Origin of the sequence: Lysinibacillus sphaericus (genome assembly GCF_000600105.1) — a bacterium.
GTDB classification, from domain to species: domain Bacteria; phylum Bacillota; class Bacilli; order Bacillales_A; family Planococcaceae; genus Lysinibacillus; species Lysinibacillus sphaericus.
This window is the reverse complement of sequence record NZ_CP006837.1, coordinates 2,800,065-2,819,511: the sequence shown is the minus strand read 5'-3', so window position 1 is coordinate 2,819,511 and position 19,447 is coordinate 2,800,065. Positions and strand designations below refer to the sequence as shown.

Below are 19,447 nucleotides of genomic sequence, written 5' to 3'. Positions count from 1 at the left end.
CGAAGCCGAGTCAAAAGCGAAAAAGTGTTAGATTGCATGTGAGCAATCTAACACTTTTTTGCTATAAACTCTAGGGCGCTTGCTAAAGGGTTACCAACGATTCATGGATTTCTACGGAATGAAAAGACAAAATAAAGAAGTTACTACTAGCGTATTATTCCAACTCTTCAGTCATTGTGCTAAACTAATACTTATATTATGACGTGGAAAACACGTAAATCAAGGGAGTCTTACAACATGACAAGTCGTTTAGTAGAAGAGTTTTTTGAGCTCGTACAAATCGATTCAGAAACAAAACATGAACAACTAATTGCGCCGGTATTAATCGACAAATTAACAGCACTTGGTTTTACAGTAGTGCAAGATGATGCACATACTCGAAATGGTCATGGAGCTGGCAATATTATTGCGACATTAAAAGGTTCATTAGACATTGAGCCAATCTATTTTACTTCTCATATGGATACAGTTGTACCAGGAAAGGGCATTAAACCGTCTCTACGTGAAGATGGTTATATCGTTTCTGATGGCACAACGATTTTAGGCGCAGACGATAAAGCGGGTCTAGCAGCGATGTTTGAAATGGTAAAACGCTTAAAAGAACAGCAAATCGAACATGGTGATATCGAGTTCATCATTACAGCAGGAGAAGAAAGCGGACTTGTGGGGGCGAAAGAATTGGACCCTTCAATTATTCGTGCAAAATACGGCTTTGCGGTAGATAGTGATGGCAAAGTAGGTGGAATCGTGACAGCAGCGCCATTCCAAGCGAAAATTTTTGCCAAAATCATCGGCAAAACAGCGCATGCAGGCGTTGCTCCTGAAAAAGGTGTGTCAGCGATTACAGTTGCGTCAAAATGTATTGCACAAATGAAGCTTGGGCGTTTGGACGAAGAAACAACAGCTAATATTGGTCGCTTTGAAGGCGGTCAAGCAACGAATATAGTGTGCGATGAAGTAACGATTTTAGCAGAAGCACGCTCTATTGATAAGACAAAACTTGATGCCCAAACTCAACATATGCAAGATACGTTCGAACAAGTTGCCGCTGCAATGGGTGCACGTGCAGAGATAGAAGTGAAACTAATGTATCCTGGTTTCCGTGTTACAGAGTCAGACAAAGTCGTTCAAGTAGCAATGGCAGCAGCCCGCAACATTGACCGCACGCCACAACTAGGTATATCTGGAGGCGGATCAGATGCCAATATTATTGCAGGCTTTGGTATCCCTACTGTGAACTTGTCAGTAGGCTATGAAGATATTCATACAACAAATGAAAAGATTCCTGTAGAAGAATTAGAAAAACTAGCAGATTTACTTGTGGAAATTGTGAAAGAGTCAGCTAAACACGAGCGCTAAAAAGAAGGAAGTGACCTAATGGAAAGTGTAAAGGCAGTAGTTTTCGCTTGTGGTACAGAGGAATATGCAGTACCGGTGGAGCAAGCAATCTCAATTGAAAAATTAGAGCAAATAACGCCCATTCCACATTTACCAAATTATTTATTAGGTTTTACAAGAAATCGAGGAGAGCTAATTCCTGTATTGGATTTTGAACGTATTCTCTATAATCGTTCATCAAATGCGGCTACAGCACGTATTATTGTCCTCAATACGGATGTCGTGAACTATGGCTTGCTCGTAACAGAGGCACGTGAAATTCTTGATTTAGATGAGTCCATTTTAAAGCAAATGGGGCTTGTTAATTATTCCAAAACACGTTACTTTACGGCAGTGGCCAATTTAGAAAACCGTATGATTACGTATGTAGACCCTAAAATTCTTGTAAATTCTTTAGATGGCATTCGAGAAATTATCAATTATTTGCACAAAATGCTGGAAAATGAAAAAGAAAACGTAGAAGCATAAGTTTTGATAAACAAAAGGAATAACATGAAAACCCCCTCCAATGTTGGAGGGGGTTTTCATTTGGATTAAGAAAGTCGACCGCTATAGTCTTCAAACTTAAATTCACGAATGACTTTAATACCTTCTTCATCGTTATATGAAACGATTGATGGTAGGTTGACACCGTTAAACATATGGTTTTTAACCATCGAGTAGTGGGCCATATCTGTAAAGACAAGACGATCGCCTGGTTTTAAAGGTTCTACAAATGAGTAATCACCGATAACATCACCTGCAAGGCATGTAAGTCCACCAAGGCGATATGTGTATGCTAGCTCATTTGCTTGACCTGACCCGATAATCATCGGACGGTAAGGCATTTCAAGTACGTCTGGCATATGACAAGTTGCCGATGTATCTAAAATAGCTAAGTCCATGCCGTTTTTCTGAATATCAAGAACCGTTGCAACTAAGTAGCCTGTATTCAGTGCTACTGCTTCACCAGGCTCTAAATACACAAGGAGATTGTACTTATCTTGAATATAATTAATGATATTCACTAGTTTTTCTACATCATAATCTTCACGTGTGATATGGTGACCACCGCCAAAGTTTAGCCATTTCATTTGGTGTAAAACATCACCAAATTTTTCTTCGACTTTTTCAATTATACGCTCTAATGTATCAGAGTTTTGCTCACACATTGCGTGGAAGTGTAAGCCATCAATACCGTCAAGCTGAGATTTGTCGAAGTTAGCTAATGTTGTACCAAGACGAGAGTTCGTATAGCAAGGATCATATAGTGCTGTTTCAATTTCAGAGTACTCAGGATTAACACGAATACCACATTCAATTGTTTTGCCAGCAGCTTTTACTTTATCCTTGTACTGTGCCCATTGGTTGAAAGAGTTAAAGACGATGTGATCAACATAGCCAAGAAGCTCGTCCATTTCATGCTCTACATAAGCAGGAGCATAAACATGAACTTCTTTGCCCATTTTTTCATAGCCAAGACGGGCTTCAAAAAGTGAGCTTGATGTAATCCCAGCTAAGTATTCACCAACTAAAGGGAATGTTGAATGCATAGAAAACCCTTTTAGAGCAAGTAAAATACGGCAGCCCGTACGATCTTGTATCGACTTTAAAAGCTCAAGATTTTTTGTTAATAGTCGTTCATCCACTACATAAGAAGGTGATGGAACTTTTGTGAAATCAATTGGTTTCATCGGCTACTTTCCTTCGCTTCGATCTCTAAGTCAAGTAATTCTGGGTTATGGCTTTCTTGCCATGGTAGACCCCATTTGTTCAATGCATCCATAAATGGATCTGGATCGAATTCTTCTACGTTCCAGACACCTGGTTTTTGCCATTGACCGTTCATAACAAGCATTGCACCGATCATTGCTGGTACGCCAGTTGTGTAAGAAATCGCTTGAGAACCAACTTCGTTATAGCACGCTTCGTGGTCACATACGTTATACACGTAGTACGTTTTTTCCTTGCCATCTTTTAAACCACGGATAATACAGCCGATATTTGTTTTACCTTTTGTACGTGGTCCTAATGATGCTGGATCTGGTAATACGGCTTTCAAGAAGTGGATTGGCTGAATCATTTGCCCTTCGAATTCGATTGGTTCAATTGAAGTCATGCCTACATTCTCTAATACTTTTAAGTGTGTTAAGTATTTTTCAGAGAATGTCATCCAGAATCGAATTTGCTTTAGACCTTTAATGTTTTTAGCAATTGATTCTAATTCTTCATGGTATAACAGGTAAATATCTTTTGGCCCGATTTCTGGTAAGTTATACACTTCTTTTTTCTCAAGTGGTGCTGTTTCAATCCACTCGCCTTCTTTCCAGTAACGACCATTCGCTGTAATTTCGCGAATATTGATTTCTGGATTGAAGTTTGTTGCGAAATGATAACCGTGGTCACCAGCATTGGCATCTACGATATCGATATAGTGGATTTCGTCGAATTCATGTTTTTGAGCATGTGCTGTGAAAACGCCTGTTACACCAGGGTCAAAACCACTACCAAGTAATGCCGTTAAGCCAGCTTTTTCAAACTTCTCTTTATAAGCCCATTGCCATTTATATTCAAATTTTGCCGTTTCAGGTGGCTCGTAGTTTGCAGTATCCACATAGTGCACACCTGTCGCTAAGCAAGCATCCATAATCGTTAAGTCCTGATAAGGTAACGCTACGTTAATGACAACATCTGGTCCGAAACTTTTAATAAGTTCGATTAATTCATCTGTATTGTCAGCGTCTACCTGTGCAGTATGAATCTTTGTTTTTCCGCCGTCTAGTTTTTCTTTTAGAGCGTCACATTTTGAAACAGTTCTACTTGCGATACAAATTTCCTCAAATACGTCCGAATTTTGAACACACTTGTGTACCACAACACTGGCTACTCCGCCAGCTCCTATAATCAATGCTTTACCCAATTGTCTACCCCCAAGTTCATATAAAGTATTGTCAAACAAGCTGATTATACAGAAAATTGATTTACTACTCAATCATTGTTTTTAAATTTCTACAAAAAATTTTTTATTTCAACATTTATTAGCCGTAATTAGAGGGGGATACCCTGATAGCTGAGCACCTAACGCGTAAAAATCCACTGCGTATTCTGGCTTGCACGACATAGGTTACAAAAACGCTCATAGTTGAGTTATTGGGTTATGCTTTAGCGTAGATAGCAGAAGTCTCCATGGATTTTTACTTGGTAGTCATGCACCTTAAATTGTTTAAAAATTGTTTGAGTGACTGGCACTCAAAGGTGGGGTTCTGCATCGCCCCATAAATAAAAAATAATGATTAACAGCGTACTTAATAATCCCATCACGAGGCCATAGGTGCTGAAGGCCACTTGCACTTGACTTTGCACAGCATAAATAAAAATGGCTCCAAGTGTTAATAAATTGCCCATAATAAGTAATAACAGATGAAAACGTTTATTCATAGCAAGCCCCTCCTAAAATAAAATTTACTTGCCCCAAAGATGAAAATATTTTACTTCAATTATCTCATAATTCAGAAAAAATATCCAAATAATAACTATTATTATGTGAAAAAGTTTGAAAGATGGAGGGATTTATCTAAATTTCGTATGGAAATAATGGTTATTTTTCTATGAATGATGAATGGTGCTTTTTGAAGCTGACGTTGCAATGCGCTTGAAACCGATTATTCTTCATGGTGTTGCAAGTAGGCTGACATTATTTATATTAAAAAAACAGCATAAGAATGCATTGGTTTTATGATTATTGCTGTTTTTCGCTCTAAAGATGGTAAACTACCAATAAGAAAGCTCTTTGGTGAAGGTGAGGATTTTATCGTGATCAATCAATTTAATGAACAAGTACAACAAATAAATGAATTATTTGTCAGTGGACAAGTGAAAGAAAGCTATACCTTGGCGAAGGCATTATTAAAGAACGAATTATTTGAAGCGGATGATTCTTTTCCTATTATTCAACAGCATGTGGCACTTTTAGAGGCTAATGGCTATGCTACTATGCCAGTCCACACTGCAGATAATGTGAAGCAAAGTGTCGAACGTGCGGATGGATCGTATCCAGAGCGTGATGTCCTTAGTGCCTATATTGGCAGTCAGGACGATGAGCAATTTGGTCGAGTGGTAGATGAATTATTAGCAGGGTCTATCGAAGCGCAAGCAAATGCTTACTATACAATGGCTGAATATTTTGTACTCGCAAAAGAGCCTGATAAAGCAATGGTACAATATGCGGAAGCGATTAAATTACAACCGAATATAGCACTGTATTGGGGAGCATTTGCGCAATTTATTAATCATATGGAAGCGAGCCCGTATTTGGCACTTCGTCTCATTGAAGAGGCGATTCAGCTAGATGGCATGAATGCTCGTTGGTATTATATTCAAGGGAATATCTTTTTCCAGTTAGTTGCAGCTACCAAAAATTTAAGTTACTTACCGGCACTAGAGGAAGCTTGGTCGAAAGCCAAAAAACGCTGCTCTGCTAAGCAAGTGGCGTTAAAGGTGGACATCGCTAAGTCAGAGGATTTACTAACACAGTGGAAGAAACAAATGCTATAAGGACGAGCTTTTTAATCATAGTATTCCACGGGCGTTTATGCAGGCTTTGCTTGTATATTTATGAATTGTTTGAGTGACTGGCACTTAGTAAATATGCTTAACGACGGGCGTTTCAGTAGATATTTACTTGTATATTTATAAATTTTTTGAGTGGCAGGCACTACATTTCTGTATTTTTATGCTAGAATAGGATTATAAACGGACGTAAGAAGCTTATTTTATTGCATGAAAGAAGTGTTTGTTTGAGTTTATATGTTGCGTATGTATTAGTAGGGCTTGCTATAGCAATGCCTGTAGGTGCCATCACGGTCGAAATGACCAAGCAGGGGCTAAAAAATGGCTTTATGCATGGCTGGGCAGTAGGGCTTGGCGGTATGACGGTTGATGTAGTATTAGTTTTTGCTCTGTATATGGGGCTTGCTTCTATATTAGCTATGCCGCTAATTCAGCTGCCTATGTGGATTATTGGCGCCGGCTTCTTGTTTTTACTTGGGTTAGATTCTATCAAAAATGCCGATCAAGACATTACGCTAGCGGGTGAAAAGGTAACAAAATCGTTTTTCACATCGTATCGCAACGGGCTTCTGGTAGCCATTTCGCCAGGAAACCTTGTTTTTTGGGTAAATGTATTCGGTGTAGTTCTAGCAAAATCGTATGACAAAGGAGAGTCAGCAAGTTTCCTAGTAATAGCTGCTGGTATACTTAGCGGTATTTTACTGCACGACATAGGTTTGATGACCATTGTTTCGGTTACACGTAAGGCGATGAGTCGAAAAATGATTAAAACCCTGACAATGATATCAGGCGTGTTATTAATTGGTTTCGCAGGTTACTTTATTTATGAATTTATTCAAGGAATTAAAATGTACAGATAATCGACAAAAGGCATTGAGAAGTAGATTCTCAATGCCTTTTTAGGTTGTCATCATCGTTATGCTGGAATTGTGCGATGTTCCTCAATGCAAGCGATTATTTCTTCCGCTACTTGATGTGCCAAAGCCAGTTCAGAAGTAAAGCCTACACAAGAACAATTCATCTCACCTAAAATATAGCAATCTTCGCCTGCCTCATTTGTATCTAGCATAAAATCGGCTGTCCAAATAAGTGGTAAATCATAATTACCTAATAAGTTGGTAACGAGTGGTAACTGTGTTAAGAAGTTTTGTACAAGTTGTTCCCAATCCTCTGGTTTATCGTAGCGATATTGCGCACCAGAGAAAAGTGTAGCACTAAAGGCATCTTCAGTATCGGCTGGTTTTTTATGTACCACGTGAACTGGTTTGTCACGCAACATAAATAAGCGGATTTCGCCTTCAGTAATACGAGGAAGAAAACGCATATCAATTAACATTCCATTTGTGCCAGTAATGTACTGCTCACAAAACGTCATAAATGCACCTAGCTCCCAATACTCTACATGATTATCTTTTGCTTCAGTACATTTAATTTTGGCATCAAGAGGTATTTCTGTTATGTCAGCAGCAAGGGGCTCGACTAATTTTACTCGCCAAATACCTTCGCCAGTTGAACCTCGATTTTGTTTTAAGACACGTTCCGTTAGTGCAAGGGAAGTAGGGAATTGTGCTTTAAATGCCTCAATCGTGTAATAAGCAAATGTATCATCTGGTACTAAATTGGTAGACACTAATTTCGATAATACATCTTTCGAACCGTAGCCAATCATTGCATCCGGATGAGGCATGCCAATCACACCTGCTGCACATAACTCTCGTAGCATTTCGAAATATTCTTCCTCATGTTCTAAATTACCAGGATTAATGCGAGATACATAGGAAACGCCATTTTCTTTTACGTAGTCAAAAATTTCGTCCTTTTTTGTTACCTCAAAAAATATTACTTCCGCATCTTGTCCACGTTGTTTAAGTGCATTGACCATCGGCATTGTATCAAGTCTGTAGCCGTCAGGTCCCTTGTCAGTGCCGCCTTGTACTTCGAAGAAAATAACTTTTTTATTCATAGATAGCCTCCTTAACTTCTTGATATTTTTTAGTATACTGGACAAACAAGGAGAAAAGATATACGAAATATGTAAATTTTATATATAATTTCATGGTGGAAATGTTCTCGTATAGTAGTTTACGACTAATTATTTTTTGAATAATCAAATTTCGGAGTTATTTACTATTAAACTGGCTTTAAATTACAATTCTAAGTTTTTCTTCTGAAACACCGTAAGATATAAAATCATACATAGAATCAGTAATGTGCCAATCATTTGGAAGCCCCCAAATGGAATTTGTAGCCAAAGAACACTTGTGATGACGGCCATTAAAGGTTCCAAACTACCAAGTAAGCTTGTTTCTTTTGGGGATAGGTAATGCAAACTGGCAATATAAAACCAAAATGCAAGCATCGTACCAAAAATAATGATAAAGAAAAAATAAGCAGTAGTCGCAAATGTCCAGGTCGATAGCTCAATGTGCCATGGTTGATAGAATATGCTCATGGTGACACCCCCAATGAGCATCGCCCAACCGACTACAAGTAATGAATGAAATTGTTGTAAAAGCGGTACGGCATACAATGTATAAAAAGCGACAGCCAGACCGGATAACACACCCCAAAATACACTCATAAACGGTACAGAAAGTGTGGAAAATGAACCGTTTGTCAGCAATAAAGTCGTACCGATTAGTGTAAGTGATACAGCAATGCCATCTTGTTTGGTGAGTTTACTGTATTTTTTAATAATATAGTAACTGATAATGAAAAGTGGCGCTAAATACTGTAATAAAGTCGCTACAGCAGAATTTCCGATTGCAATGGACATCATATATGTATATTGCACAGCAAGCATACCAAGTAGACTAAAAAGAATTTGTCTGAATGCATCTTGCTTTGTTCGCCACATAACAAAAATGGATTGGTGACGATGTGTTATTTTGTAAATGGCAATTAACAAGATACCAGCAACAAGCAATCTGCTCGATACGAGCCAACCAACTTCAATATGTTCTTGCTGGAATAGTTTTTGCGCAACTGTTCCGCCAATTCCCCAAAAGCTTGCACCAAGAATGACAAGCATAAAACCAAAAGCACGGTTTTTTTTATGTTGTTGATTCATTTTCTAACATCTCCTAAACTATCAATATAAAAAAATAATATATAATTTTCATTGTAAAAAATATCGTATTAACGGTTTAAACTATCAATATATTGAGGTGTTTGCATTGACATTGACGCATATTAAAGTAGCGAAGGATTTACAAGAATTAACGATACATGGTTCGAATGCATTTCCAATTGCTTTATACGAAACGACATTACAAGTAGATCGGTTGGATTTTTTGCCATTACATTGGCATAAAGAAATACAGTTCGTCTATGTCAAAAGTGGACGTGTCAACTATCGTGTAGGTGCGGACATCATACTGCTTGAGGCGGGAGAAGGGCTATTTGTCAATGCAGCATGTTTACATGAAGCAAAACCAAATGAGGTGGACCAGTCGTTGCTGTTTTGTATAAATGTTGATCCGAAATTTTTAGGCGGTCATGAAAGCAGTGTGTTGACATCTAAATATGTGCAACCATATATAGCCAATAATAGACTACCATTTGTTAAGCTTTCTGGTGAGCTAGCACAAGCTGTAGAACGTGTTGCCCAATTATTAAAAGAACGAAATGCCTTTTTTGAATTTCAGGTATGGAGGGGATTATTATCGATTTGGGAGGCTATTTTAATGCAATCGAAGCTTACTGAGGAAACGATACATGCTTCTATGATCGTGCAACATGAGCGTGCAAAAGAAATGCTTGACTACATTCATTGTCATTATCAAGAAAAAATAACCCTGGAAAAATTAGCTGCACATGTGTTTATCAGCAAGGCAGAATGCAGTCGTTTTTTTAAAAAAGTAGTCGGTATGACACCATTTACCTATCTATCCCATTACCGTTTAAGGAAAAGTATGGAGTTGTTGCGTGATCGTGACAAACCCATCACCTTTATTGCATCAGACACAGGCTTTAGTACAGTTAGTTACTATATTGAGCGTTTTAAAGCATATACGGGTTATTCACCACATGCGTATCGCAAAAAATTTTTAGTTGAACAGCGCAATACGTAGTGTTCGGAGAAAAGTGAATATTTCAGGACATGCTCATACATTAAAAACTTTGCTTTCCTTGTAAATTGTTTACAAATGATGCACTCTATTTTAAAATAAACTTAATATTAAAGTCAACTTAACTATTAACCTAACTTAAAGGATGATTTTGTATGGACCAACATGATGACGCATTATATACACTCGTACAGGAAATTAACGATGCGATTTACTCGATGGATAGCCATTTTATAAAAGTCCATCAGCATTTAGTAACAGATGATTTGTCTACAAAGCAAATAATACTTATGGATTTTATCCATAAAAATAAAAGTGTAACCATTGGACAAATTGCGCACTATTTGAATATTACTTCAAGTGCTGTTGGTCAACTCGTGAGTAAACTTGAAGATCAACGATATGTAATCCGACAAATTAACCCCAAAAATCGCCGTGAAATTTTTGTCCACTTAGATATAGCGGGTAATCAGTATTTCGAGCGGGAAGAAGAAATTAAGCACTATATTATTGCCAAGTATTACTCGAAACTTGAACGATCAGAATTAGTCCAATTGAAGGAGATTATTCAAAAATTAAATAACATTGTTTTGAAAGAAGGCATGGTAGAGGAAATATGAAAAGAGTGATGTCATTACGTGTAGCAGTCTAATAGTTAAAGGAGAGATTCGAAATGATGGTCTTAAAAAAGAAACAAAACATCTGGATGGCGTTTTTAGTCGTTGTATTAATTAGCAACTATTCGCTTTATAATACAGGATTAGGTATGTCCATTTTACCAGCAGAAACAGCGGGCGTTGTATTTGGCTCATTACTCGACTTTATCGTCGTAATACCAGTACTATTTATGTTGTATAAACGAAAGTTTTCTATTAAGTATGCGATTGTTTTGGCCGCAACAGGTTGTATTGCAGCACGCTTCATTATTCCAATGGATCATTTGCAACCGTATGTGGCGGTGACATGGGCTGGATTTGCAATTGAAGGGGCACTTATCGTGACCGAACTATTATTTGTTACAACGTTAGTATATTACTTACCTAAAATGATAGCAGATGTGCGGGCAAGTTCTTTACCAGACATTTTTTCTTTTCCACAAGCAGTTGAAAAACATGCTCCAAAGTATCGGATTATACAGATGCTGTGTACAGATTTACTCGTTCTTTACTACGGATTTGCAAGTTGGAAGCGAAAAGAACGGGCGGGATTAACGTTACATAAAAACTCTAGCTATATCGCCTTTCAGATAATGATGATTCATGCCATCGTGATAGAGACTATTGGTATCCACTGGTGGCTTCATGAGAAATCCATGCTATTATCCATCTTATTACTCATTATAAATATTTACTCTGTGTTATTTTTTATAGCTGACATGCAGGCAATTCGCTTAAATCCTATTTACGCAACCTCTGATTCATTATATTTATCTTTAGGTTTAATGAAGCGAGCGACCATTCGCTTCGATGCGATTGAAAAAGTGGAAGAAAACCCAGAACTGTTAAAAGAAAAATTATCGAAAGATACAATCGATTTTATTGCACGTGACTTTGGAGAAGCCTATCCTCACATGATATTGCAGATGAAAGAACCGGTGGAAGTAACGTTTATGTTAGGTCTGAAAAAGCGTTATAACAAAGTGGCAATCAAAGTCGATCAAGTACAGGAATTAAGAGACATATTACGCCAAGGTATGGAGGAAAATAAAGGGGAATGGTAAACAGCTAAAGAGGCTGGGACGCGGTGACTCCTGCACAGAACGCACACAGCGTAAGAAGCGGGCATTCTGCGCTGAGTGGAAAGCACCGCCGAAGCGGACAATAACGGCGCAGCAAAAAAGTGTTAGATTGACTGCTATCAATCTAACACTTTTTCTCTTTTGTCCCAGCCTCTAGATAGCTAAGGGGATGGATTGGAAATTATTAGGTTAGTAATTGCTTTGTTATTAAATACATCTTTATGTATTGCACGATTAATACCTATCCAACCAATCCCTTTCCACATGCAAGGGGCAAGAGAACACGACTATTATTTTTTGCCAGGGAAAATGACATAAGAAAGGCTAATGACGGCATCGATTATTAAAACAATCCCCCAAATTTTCATCACTTGTAGTAGGGAAGACGTATCGGTATGTTGACCAATAAATACAATCATCGCGTACAATAAACTAGTACTAATAATGTAGGCGAGAACATGTAAACCGAGCATTTTTACTTCATGGATTCCTTTCGCCAATCCTGTTAACCGCTGTTTTTCTATCTGGATTTTTAAAAACCATTGTTGAAACTTTTCATCTGCCCATGTAATCATTGTCTTCCCATAGGCAATCGAGACACCTATATAGATAGCGGCAATACCATGAGAAGCGGATGCTGGTGTACCAGCTTTTAAGTCCATAGCAGTTAGCAAGATTAATAGAAGGTCTATAACAGGTGTAAGGGCAAAAAAGAAAATGCTTAGTTTTGGCTTGTTAAAACGGTATCTACAAACCAAAGCTATTAATATGACAATCCAAAATGCTATTTCTGCAGCGATAATCCAAGCAATCATAAAAACCCTCCATTATTTTGATACGGTTGTATTAAATAAAATTACCATAAAGTTTTAAATAATACAAATGTATTAAAATAGTCTATACTTGAAGTATGCCAAAAATAGTGAATCATGAAGAAAGAAAAGCGAGTATCGCGAAAGCCACGTGGAATGTAATTGCTAGGGATGGACTTAGAGGTGCTACAGTACGTTCAATTGCAAAGGAGGCAAATTTATCATTAGGTGCTGTTCGTTACTATTTTAACACGCATGAGGAATTAATCGTATTTGCGATGGAGTTAGTAGAGCAGCAAGTAAATGAGCGTATTGCCCAGCATTTACAAAAGCCACTACCGATTAAGCAAATTATTGTAGCAGTACTTTTGGAGCTCGTGCCAATCTCTGAACAACATATTATTGAAATGCAAGTTTGGCTAGAATTTGTTTCTTATAAGGTGCGAAGTGGAGAAGCGTCAGAAGAAAATATATTGAGCGGTATTGAAAAGATATTTGCTTATTTACAACAACAAAATTTACTGCAAGATGGACTAGTACTACACGATGAAATTGTCCATTTACATGCATTTATTGATGGTCTTGCCCTGCATGTTTTAATGGGCTTAGTACCAATGGATAAAGTGCGACTTCAATGTTTAATTGAAAAAGAAATAGATAAAGTATTAAAACTATAAAACAAGTGGTTTGCCCATCTAGTGTTAATCTAGATGGGCAATTGCTTTTAGTATGTCTTCACTAACGGCATCCCAAAATTGACGTTGTACGGAATCGCTATACGTATAAAGGTGTTTCTTTTGCACATGCCTATAAATCTCCTCTATTGCTTCCTTGTGGAAAGATAGACGGTGATTCATTGTTTGACGTTCTTCCTCGATACACAATAACTTATAAATATCCGTCAGTCGTTCAAGCTTTGCACACTTCTGTTTCGTATCCTCATATTGAACTTGATGAAACCTTCCTATGGCCGTATGCATTGATATTTTTTCTCGATGTTCTGCTTGCAATGTTCGATATTCTTCTTGCCGAATAGCTACACGATACCAAAATTCATAACGCAACGGTAAATCTCTTATTTCGTAAGTAAGCAAAGTATTTAAAATACTGCTCATTTGTTCATATGTATCTAGCTTTTTATCTGTCTCCTTAAATAGTCCAAACATTTTGCCACCCCCTGTTTTGATTAATACTACAACCTATGATAAAAACCCTTTAATATTTCTTGGGAAATAATCCAACGTTGATAAAACGGGGTGAATATCCGATCAATCGAGTGAAATTTAGGATAGAATACCCTCGGAAAAAGCATTATCTGAATCATTTATGTAAAAATGCAAAAAAAGGCATTTACAAAAGGAAAAAGAATGTGTTAACTTAAAAACTATAGTTGGTTAACTAAAAGAGGGGGAGGTACAGTTGCAACACTTTTGGGTTGTTGGAACAGATACAGATGTTGGAAAAACATTTGTCACCACATTATTAATGCGTAATTTGCAAAAACAGGGCGTACGTGTAACGCCTTATAAACCAGTCCAAACTGGTGAAGTGTATGATGGTGAACAAGCCTATTACTTCGACACAGCGATGTATGAAAAATATTCCTTGCAATTGCTAGACAGAGAGAATTTAAATGGCTATTCATTTAAAGAGGCTGCATCGCCACATTTTGCGGCTCAACTGGAGGGGCAGCAAATTGACACACAGCAGTTATTAAAGCAAATGCAACTTTTACAGCAAACATGGGATGTTGTTATTTGTGAAGGAGCGGGTGGGCTCTTTGTGCCATTAGATGCATGTGGCGAAACGACATTGTTGGATGTCATTGTTGAAAGTAAACTACCCGTTGTCGTGGTTACACGAACAGCACTAGGAACAATTAACCATACGCTCTTAACGTTAGAGGCATTGACTACACGGAAAATTGAAGTGCTTGGTCTTGTATTTAACGGTGATATGGGGAGCAGGATGGAGCAAGACAATATTCAAACGATTTTACAGTATTATACATTGCCCTATATGACGATACCAAAGCTGGAAGAGCTGTCGGACATTAATGAGTATGCAATTACGGGCACATCATTGTTTGAAAGGCTGATTAGACGTGAAACAAGTATTAACTGAGCTACAAGAAAAAGATTTACAACATGTCTGGCATCCTTGCTCACAAATGAAAGATTATGAGGCTTTTCCACCAATCGTTATAAAAAAAGGCGAAGGTGTATGGCTGTATGATGAACAGAATCAACGCTATCTTGATGCGGTATCTTCATGGTGGGTCAATTTATTTGGACATGCCAATCCACGTATTAGCCAAGCATTAAGTGAACAAGCATTTACGTTGGAGCATACAATTTTTGCGAATTTTTCACATGAGCCAGCGATTAAACTCGCACAAAAATTAGTAGCTTTAACACCACAAAGTTTACAAAAAGTATTTTTTGCAGATAATGGTTCATCTGCTATAGAAGTCGCTTTAAAAATGAGTTTTCAATATCATATGCAAACGGGGAAAACGCAAAAAAAACGCTTTTTGGCATTAACGGATGCCTACCATGGTGAAACATTAGGTGCTTTATCCGTCGGTGGCGTAGATCTTTATAACGAAGTGTATCAACCACTGTTATTGGATACGGTACGAGCACAAGGCCCAGATTGTTTCCGTTGCCCATTTAAGCATCATCCGGATAGTTGCCATGCCCAATGTATTAGTTTTGTAGAGGATCAGTTGCGCATGCATCATAAGGAAATTACGGCGGTTATTATTGAGCCACTCATTCAAGCGGCAGCAGGGATGAAAATGTATCCAGCTATTTATTTGCGACGTTTACGTGAATTATGTACGCAATATGATGTGCATCTAATTGCAGACGAAATTGCTGTAGGTTTTGGGCGCACAGGAACACTTTTTGCCTGTGAGCAGGCTAATATCTCTCCGGATTTTATGTGTTTATCAAAAGGTTTAACAGGTGGGTACTTACCATTGTCTGTCGTAATGACGACGAATGAAGTATATCAGGCATTTTATGATGATTACGCCACGATGAAGGCGTTTTTACATTCACATAGTTACACAGGGAATACACTTGCTTGCCGTGTTGCTCTAGAGGTATTGGCGATATTTGAAGAGGAACAGTATATAGACGTTGTGCAAGACAAAGGTGAACGCATGCGAAAGCTAGCCTTGGAGGCTTTTATTGATTTACCTTTTGTTGGTGAATATCGGCAAGTTGGGTTTGTCGGGGCGATTGAACTTGTGGCGAATCGCGATACCAAAGAGCCATTACCGAGTGAGGAGCGCATCGGCTATCAAATATACAAAAGGGCTTTAGCAAAAGGGTTACTGATTCGTCCACTTGGGAATGTTTTGTATTTCATGCCACCATACATTATAACGGACGATGAAATGCAATTTATGATTCAAACAACAAAAGATACAATTGTTCAATTTTTTGAAGAGCGGGAGGGATGAGGGCATGATGAAACAACAGTCAACGTTATCACTTGTGATGATTGCGATGTTTGCTGCATTAACAGCAGTTGGTGCCTTCATTAAAATTCCATTACCGCTCGTGCCGTTTACATTACAAATTGTCTTTGTCTTTTTAGCGGGCTGCTTACTCGGTGGTCGCAATGGATTTCAAAGTCAGCTAGTTTACATAGGAATAGGTTTAGTTGGCTTGCCAGTTTTTACACAAGGTGGAGGCATTACATATGTATTGCAGCCGACTTTTGGTTACTTAATAGGATTTGCTCTTGCTGCATTAGTAATCGGCTATATGATTGATCGAGTAGAATCACCAACGAAAAAGCATTTCATTGTTGCCAATATTATAGGGCTTATCATTATTTATGCAGTCGCAGTACCTTATTTATACGTAGCATTAAATGTATGGTTAAACATGAAATCAAGTTGGTCTCATGTATTTTTAGTAGGCTTTGTCAATAGTATTGTTGCAGACTTTTGCTTAGCAATTGCTTCTGCCCTTTTAGCTGAACGTCTATATAAAGTATTCCGTTCCGCTAGAGCTATAAAACTTGTGCAAATTGAAAAGGAGAATGTTTAGTGAATTGGTTACAATTAGCAGATGAAGTGATTGCAGGCAAGGTAATTAGCGATGATGAGGCACTTGCCATTTTAAATAGTGATGATGATGATATTTTAAAGCTAATGGACGGCGCATTTGCCATTCGTAAGCACTATTACGGGAAAAAAGTAAAGTTAAATATGATTATGAATGCTAAAAGTGGCTATTGCCCAGAGGATTGTGGCTATTGCTCTCAGTCATCTAAATCGACTGCTCCTATTGAGAAATATCCGTTCATTACAAAAGAAGAAATATTAGCGGGGGCAAAGCGTGCGTTTGAAAATAAAATTGGTACGTATTGCATCGTCGCAAGCGGACGTGGGCCGACTCGTAAAGATGTCAATGTAGTGAGTGAAGCCGTTGAAGAAATTAAAGCAAAATATGGCTTAAAAGTTTGCGCTTGCTTAGGTTTACTAAAAGAAGAACAAGCACAACAATTAAAAGAAGCGGGTGTTGATCGCTACAATCATAACTTAAATACATCAGAGCGTCACCATTCCTATATTACGACGACGCACACATATGAGGATCGTGTTAATACCGTTGAGGTTGTAAAGAAACATGGTATTTCCCCATGTTCTGGAGCCATTATTGGGATGAAAGAAACGAAAATGGATGTCGTGGAAATTGCACGCGCATTGCATCAGTTGGACGCAGATTCAATTCCAGTTAACTTCTTACATGCAATTGATGGAACGAAACTTGAAGGAACACAGGACTTAAATCCTCGCTATTGCTTAAAAGTATTAGCGTTATTCCGCTACATGAATCCTTCGAAGGAAATTAGAATTTCCGGTGGTCGCGAAGTCAATTTAGGATTCCTTCAGCCATTTGGACTGTATGCAGCAAATAGTATTTTTGTTGGGGATTACTTAACTACTGAAGGACAAGAAGCCAATAGCGATTATCGTATGCTTGAAGATTTGGGCTTTGAAATCGAGCTGACACAAAAGCAAGAAGAAGCATTTTGTTCTTAATTCAACCAATCATTATGAAATAAAATCTACTACTACACAATATGATTACCTCAAAACCGTGTGAGCGTCGTGGAAAAGGCGCACAGACGGTTTTTGGTCGATAAAAGAGAAGGAGAAAGGTAAATAAATGGTTCCGATAATATACCTATAAAATGATGGTTTTCACAAAATGTTCAATGAAAGCGTTTTGAAATTGAACAGTTTGTGAAGGGCTTCACATAAAGCTTTATTTTTTAAAAAAAGAGCGTAAAATGAAAATTAGCAAGAGTTGTTATAAGACAGTTTGTTCTTTGTATCACATGTTAGGTGATTGTTATATTACAAAAATAATAGGCAAGGGAGAGGTTAAGATGTGGGTTATTACAGTTTTTGAGAAAAAAAATGTGCGTATTTTTGAATATACAAACAAAAATGAGGCAACAGCCGCATTAGCAAAATTTAAGAAAAATGCCGTATTAACATATACAAAATAATACTTGGTCGATTTAAATCTAAAAATAACCCCTCATTGTACAATATAACGTACAATGAGGGGTTTTGTTAATGAAAAAGTATGGAGAAAGCACTGTAAACTAATAAAATTGCCATGAAAATATTGAATGGTTGTTGATACTGTAAAAGTACTTTTCGAAAGGTAGAGCCAAATAGAGCCCAGCTAAATGTACTTATAATCCCGACAAACCCTAAAAATAATGCAAATAAAATGTAACTCATATAGGAAGTGTAATACGGCAAAATATAGGTCGCAACGACCGTAATGCCAAACAAAATTCCTTTTGGATTGACGAACTGTAGAAAGGCTCCAAGTAGTAAAAGGTTTCGTTTATGCTCCTCTAGATGGTCAGGATTCGAATCTACATGGCCTTTGGTTGTCGCAATTTTAAAAGCTAAATACAACATATAGCCTACTCCTAAAATCGTTAATGGAAATGTAATAATGGGCATAATTTGACTAACAGCAAAATTAAAAAAACTACTTAAAGCGGTTATTGTAAAGAAGCCAATGCCCACACCGAGACAAAACTGCATCGTTTTTTTTAATCCATATTGGTTGGCATAGGCCATTGCCATAATGTTGTTCGGCCCGGGTGTAAAGCTTGTAATGATAACGAATACTAAAAAGGATATGTAAGGCATTTTAGACCTCCTCATTTTTTGTGCGTTATATCGTCTAAAATAAACTATATAACGTCCTGTTTTTTATTATACATAAAGGTCGTTATATTGTACAATTTTTTAAGGGGTGCTTGTATTGGAGGAAATTCATTTAATTTTTGCAAGGAATTTAAAAGCTATTCGCGAAAAAGAGAAACTTAGTTTAGAAAAAGTGTCTCAGCTATGTGGCGTTAGTAAAACGATGATTGGACAAATTGAAAGAGGCGAGTCTAGTCCGACGCTTACAACTATCTGGAAAATTGCAACTGGTTTAAAGGTATCCTTTACAACTCTTATCCATCAGCCGCAGTCGGAAACAGAAGTCGTACTGAAAAAGGATATACCAGTATTATCAGAAGATAATGGAAAATATAGAGTGTATCCAAATTTTCCATTTCAAGAAGATAGTCGTTTTGAAATCTATACAATAGAGATTGATCAAGGTGGTCACTTAAGCGCAGAGGGTCATAAAGAAGGCACAGAGGAATTTATTACTGTTTTTGCAGGGGAACTAATGATTTGTGTCAATGACCGTACCTACACTTTAAAAAGTGGTGATTCCATTCGATTTAAAGCTGACAGACCGCATGACTATCGTAATGCAGGTGATACATTAACGAAGCTAGGCATGACCATCTATTATCCAAATGAAAGATAAAAA

Annotated in this window: 21 protein-coding genes and 1 pseudogene; 14 read left to right on the top strand and 8 right to left on the bottom strand. The window is 37.6% G+C overall.

The genetic code is table 11. The annotated features are described in order from the left end of the window. Window positions 1-237: 237 nt before the first annotated feature. Entirely contained in the window at window positions 238-1,359 is a 1,122-nt protein-coding gene (locus T479_RS13465; RefSeq protein ID WP_025219911.1) for a M20/M25/M40 family metallo-hydrolase, read from the top strand. A gap of 18 nt (window positions 1,360-1,377) precedes the next feature. Then, complete coding sequence (locus tag T479_RS13460; protein ID WP_024361145.1) at window positions 1,378-1,866, top strand: chemotaxis protein CheW; 489 nt, start codon at window positions 1,378-1,380, stop codon at window positions 1,864-1,866. A gap of 65 nt (window positions 1,867-1,931) precedes the next feature. Here the strand turns inward: T479_RS13460 and nspC are convergent, their stop codons facing one another. The 3 genes from nspC to T479_RS13445 all read right to left on the bottom strand — a co-directional run bounded on the left by nspC (window position 1,932) and on the right by T479_RS13445 (window position 4,815). Next, window positions 1,932-3,071: a carboxynorspermidine decarboxylase gene (gene nspC, locus T479_RS13455; RefSeq protein ID WP_025219910.1), complete on the bottom strand. Its 1,140-nt coding sequence runs from the start codon at window positions 3,069-3,071 to the stop codon at window positions 1,932-1,934. Further along, entirely contained in the window at window positions 3,068-4,297 is a 1,230-nt protein-coding gene (locus tag T479_RS13450) for a saccharopine dehydrogenase family protein (protein ID WP_024361143.1), read from the bottom strand. Before T479_RS13450 ends, nspC begins: the two co-directional genes overlap by 4 nt. Before the next feature lie 329 nt (window positions 4,298-4,626). Then, complete coding sequence (locus T479_RS13445; RefSeq protein ID WP_024361142.1) at window positions 4,627-4,815, bottom strand: hypothetical protein; 189 nt, start codon at window positions 4,813-4,815, stop codon at window positions 4,627-4,629. A gap of 297 nt (window positions 4,816-5,112) precedes the next feature. Between T479_RS13445 and T479_RS13440 the strand changes: the two genes are divergently transcribed. Next, on the top strand, window positions 5,113-5,931 hold the full coding sequence (locus tag T479_RS13440; RefSeq protein WP_227665355.1) for a tetratricopeptide repeat protein: 819 nt from the start codon (window positions 5,113-5,115) through the stop codon (window positions 5,929-5,931). A gap of 242 nt (window positions 5,932-6,173) precedes the next feature. Further along, window positions 6,174-6,806, top strand: a complete 633-nt coding sequence (locus T479_RS13435; protein WP_024361140.1) for a LysE family transporter — start codon at window positions 6,174-6,176, stop codon at window positions 6,804-6,806. A 56-nt stretch (window positions 6,807-6,862) separates the two neighbouring features. Here T479_RS13435 and T479_RS13430 read toward each other — a convergent pair whose 3' ends face one another. Further along, complete coding sequence (locus T479_RS13430) at window positions 6,863-7,909, bottom strand: Cj0069 family protein (RefSeq protein ID WP_025219908.1); 1,047 nt, start codon at window positions 7,907-7,909, stop codon at window positions 6,863-6,865. Window positions 7,910-8,092: 183 nt separating this feature from the next. Next, complete coding sequence (locus T479_RS13425) at window positions 8,093-9,016, bottom strand: EamA family transporter (RefSeq protein ID WP_025219907.1); 924 nt, start codon at window positions 9,014-9,016, stop codon at window positions 8,093-8,095. 106 nt (window positions 9,017-9,122) lie between these two features. Between T479_RS13425 and T479_RS13420 the strand changes: the two genes are divergently transcribed. The 3 genes from T479_RS13420 to T479_RS13410 all read left to right on the top strand — a co-directional run bounded on the left by T479_RS13420 (window position 9,123) and on the right by T479_RS13410 (window position 11,736). Then, window positions 9,123-10,019, top strand: coding sequence for an AraC family transcriptional regulator (locus T479_RS13420; protein ID WP_025219906.1), 897 nt, complete (start codon window positions 9,123-9,125; stop codon window positions 10,017-10,019). A 152-nt stretch (window positions 10,020-10,171) separates the two neighbouring features. Further along, window positions 10,172-10,636 (top strand): MarR family winged helix-turn-helix transcriptional regulator, encoded by a 465-nt coding sequence (locus T479_RS13415; protein WP_025219905.1) that lies wholly within the window; start codon window positions 10,172-10,174, stop codon window positions 10,634-10,636. A 53-nt stretch (window positions 10,637-10,689) separates the two neighbouring features. After that, window positions 10,690-11,736, top strand: coding sequence for a hypothetical protein (locus T479_RS13410; protein WP_025219904.1), 1,047 nt, complete (start codon window positions 10,690-10,692; stop codon window positions 11,734-11,736). Window positions 11,737-12,044: 308 nt separating this feature from the next. Here the strand turns inward: T479_RS13410 and T479_RS13405 are convergent, their stop codons facing one another. Then, complete coding sequence (locus T479_RS13405) at window positions 12,045-12,569, bottom strand: hypothetical protein (RefSeq protein WP_025219903.1); 525 nt, start codon at window positions 12,567-12,569, stop codon at window positions 12,045-12,047. Between the two features lie 107 nt (window positions 12,570-12,676). Between T479_RS13405 and T479_RS13400 the strand changes: the two genes are divergently transcribed. Next, the gene (locus T479_RS13400) at window positions 12,677-13,243 is read left to right on the top strand and encodes a TetR/AcrR family transcriptional regulator (protein WP_158497891.1); all 567 of its coding nucleotides are present in this window, start codon (window positions 12,677-12,679) and stop codon (window positions 13,241-13,243) included. 24 nt (window positions 13,244-13,267) lie between these two features. Here the strand turns inward: T479_RS13400 and T479_RS13395 are convergent, their stop codons facing one another. Further along, complete coding sequence (locus T479_RS13395; protein WP_024361133.1) at window positions 13,268-13,732, bottom strand: hypothetical protein; 465 nt, start codon at window positions 13,730-13,732, stop codon at window positions 13,268-13,270. A 253-nt stretch (window positions 13,733-13,985) separates the two neighbouring features. Between T479_RS13395 and bioD the strand changes: the two genes are divergently transcribed. From bioD to T479_RS24205, 5 genes are all read left to right on the top strand, one after another. Further along, on the top strand, window positions 13,986-14,690 hold the full coding sequence (bioD, locus tag T479_RS13390; protein ID WP_024361132.1) for a dethiobiotin synthase: 705 nt from the start codon (window positions 13,986-13,988) through the stop codon (window positions 14,688-14,690). Next, on the top strand, window positions 14,671-16,038 hold the full coding sequence (gene bioA / locus T479_RS13385) for an adenosylmethionine--8-amino-7-oxononanoate transaminase (RefSeq protein WP_025219902.1): 1,368 nt from the start codon (window positions 14,671-14,673) through the stop codon (window positions 16,036-16,038). Before bioD ends, bioA begins: the two co-directional genes overlap by 20 nt. 4 nt (window positions 16,039-16,042) lie before the next feature. Further along, window positions 16,043-16,633 (top strand): biotin transporter BioY, encoded by a 591-nt coding sequence (locus T479_RS13380; RefSeq protein WP_025219901.1) that lies wholly within the window; start codon window positions 16,043-16,045, stop codon window positions 16,631-16,633. Beyond that, a complete protein-coding gene (bioB, locus tag T479_RS13375; RefSeq protein WP_024361129.1) occupies window positions 16,633-17,631 on the top strand; it encodes a biotin synthase BioB in 999 nt (332 codons plus the stop codon). Before T479_RS13380 ends, bioB begins: the two co-directional genes overlap by 1 nt. Before the next feature lie 350 nt (window positions 17,632-17,981). Continuing rightward, a complete protein-coding gene (locus tag T479_RS24205) occupies window positions 17,982-18,104 on the top strand; it encodes a hypothetical protein (protein ID WP_255313762.1) in 123 nt (40 codons plus the stop codon). Window positions 18,105-18,171: 67 nt separating this feature from the next. On the opposite strand, the gene T479_RS13370 is transcribed toward T479_RS24205, so the two are convergent. Continuing rightward, on the bottom strand, window positions 18,172-18,768 hold the full coding sequence (locus T479_RS13370; RefSeq protein WP_025219900.1) for a LysE family translocator: 597 nt from the start codon (window positions 18,766-18,768) through the stop codon (window positions 18,172-18,174). A gap of 56 nt (window positions 18,769-18,824) precedes the next feature. Between T479_RS13370 and T479_RS13365 the strand changes: the two are divergent. After that, window positions 18,825-19,444 (top strand): annotated as a pseudogene (locus tag T479_RS13365) (helix-turn-helix domain-containing protein). Window positions 19,445-19,447: the final 3 nt, after the last annotated feature.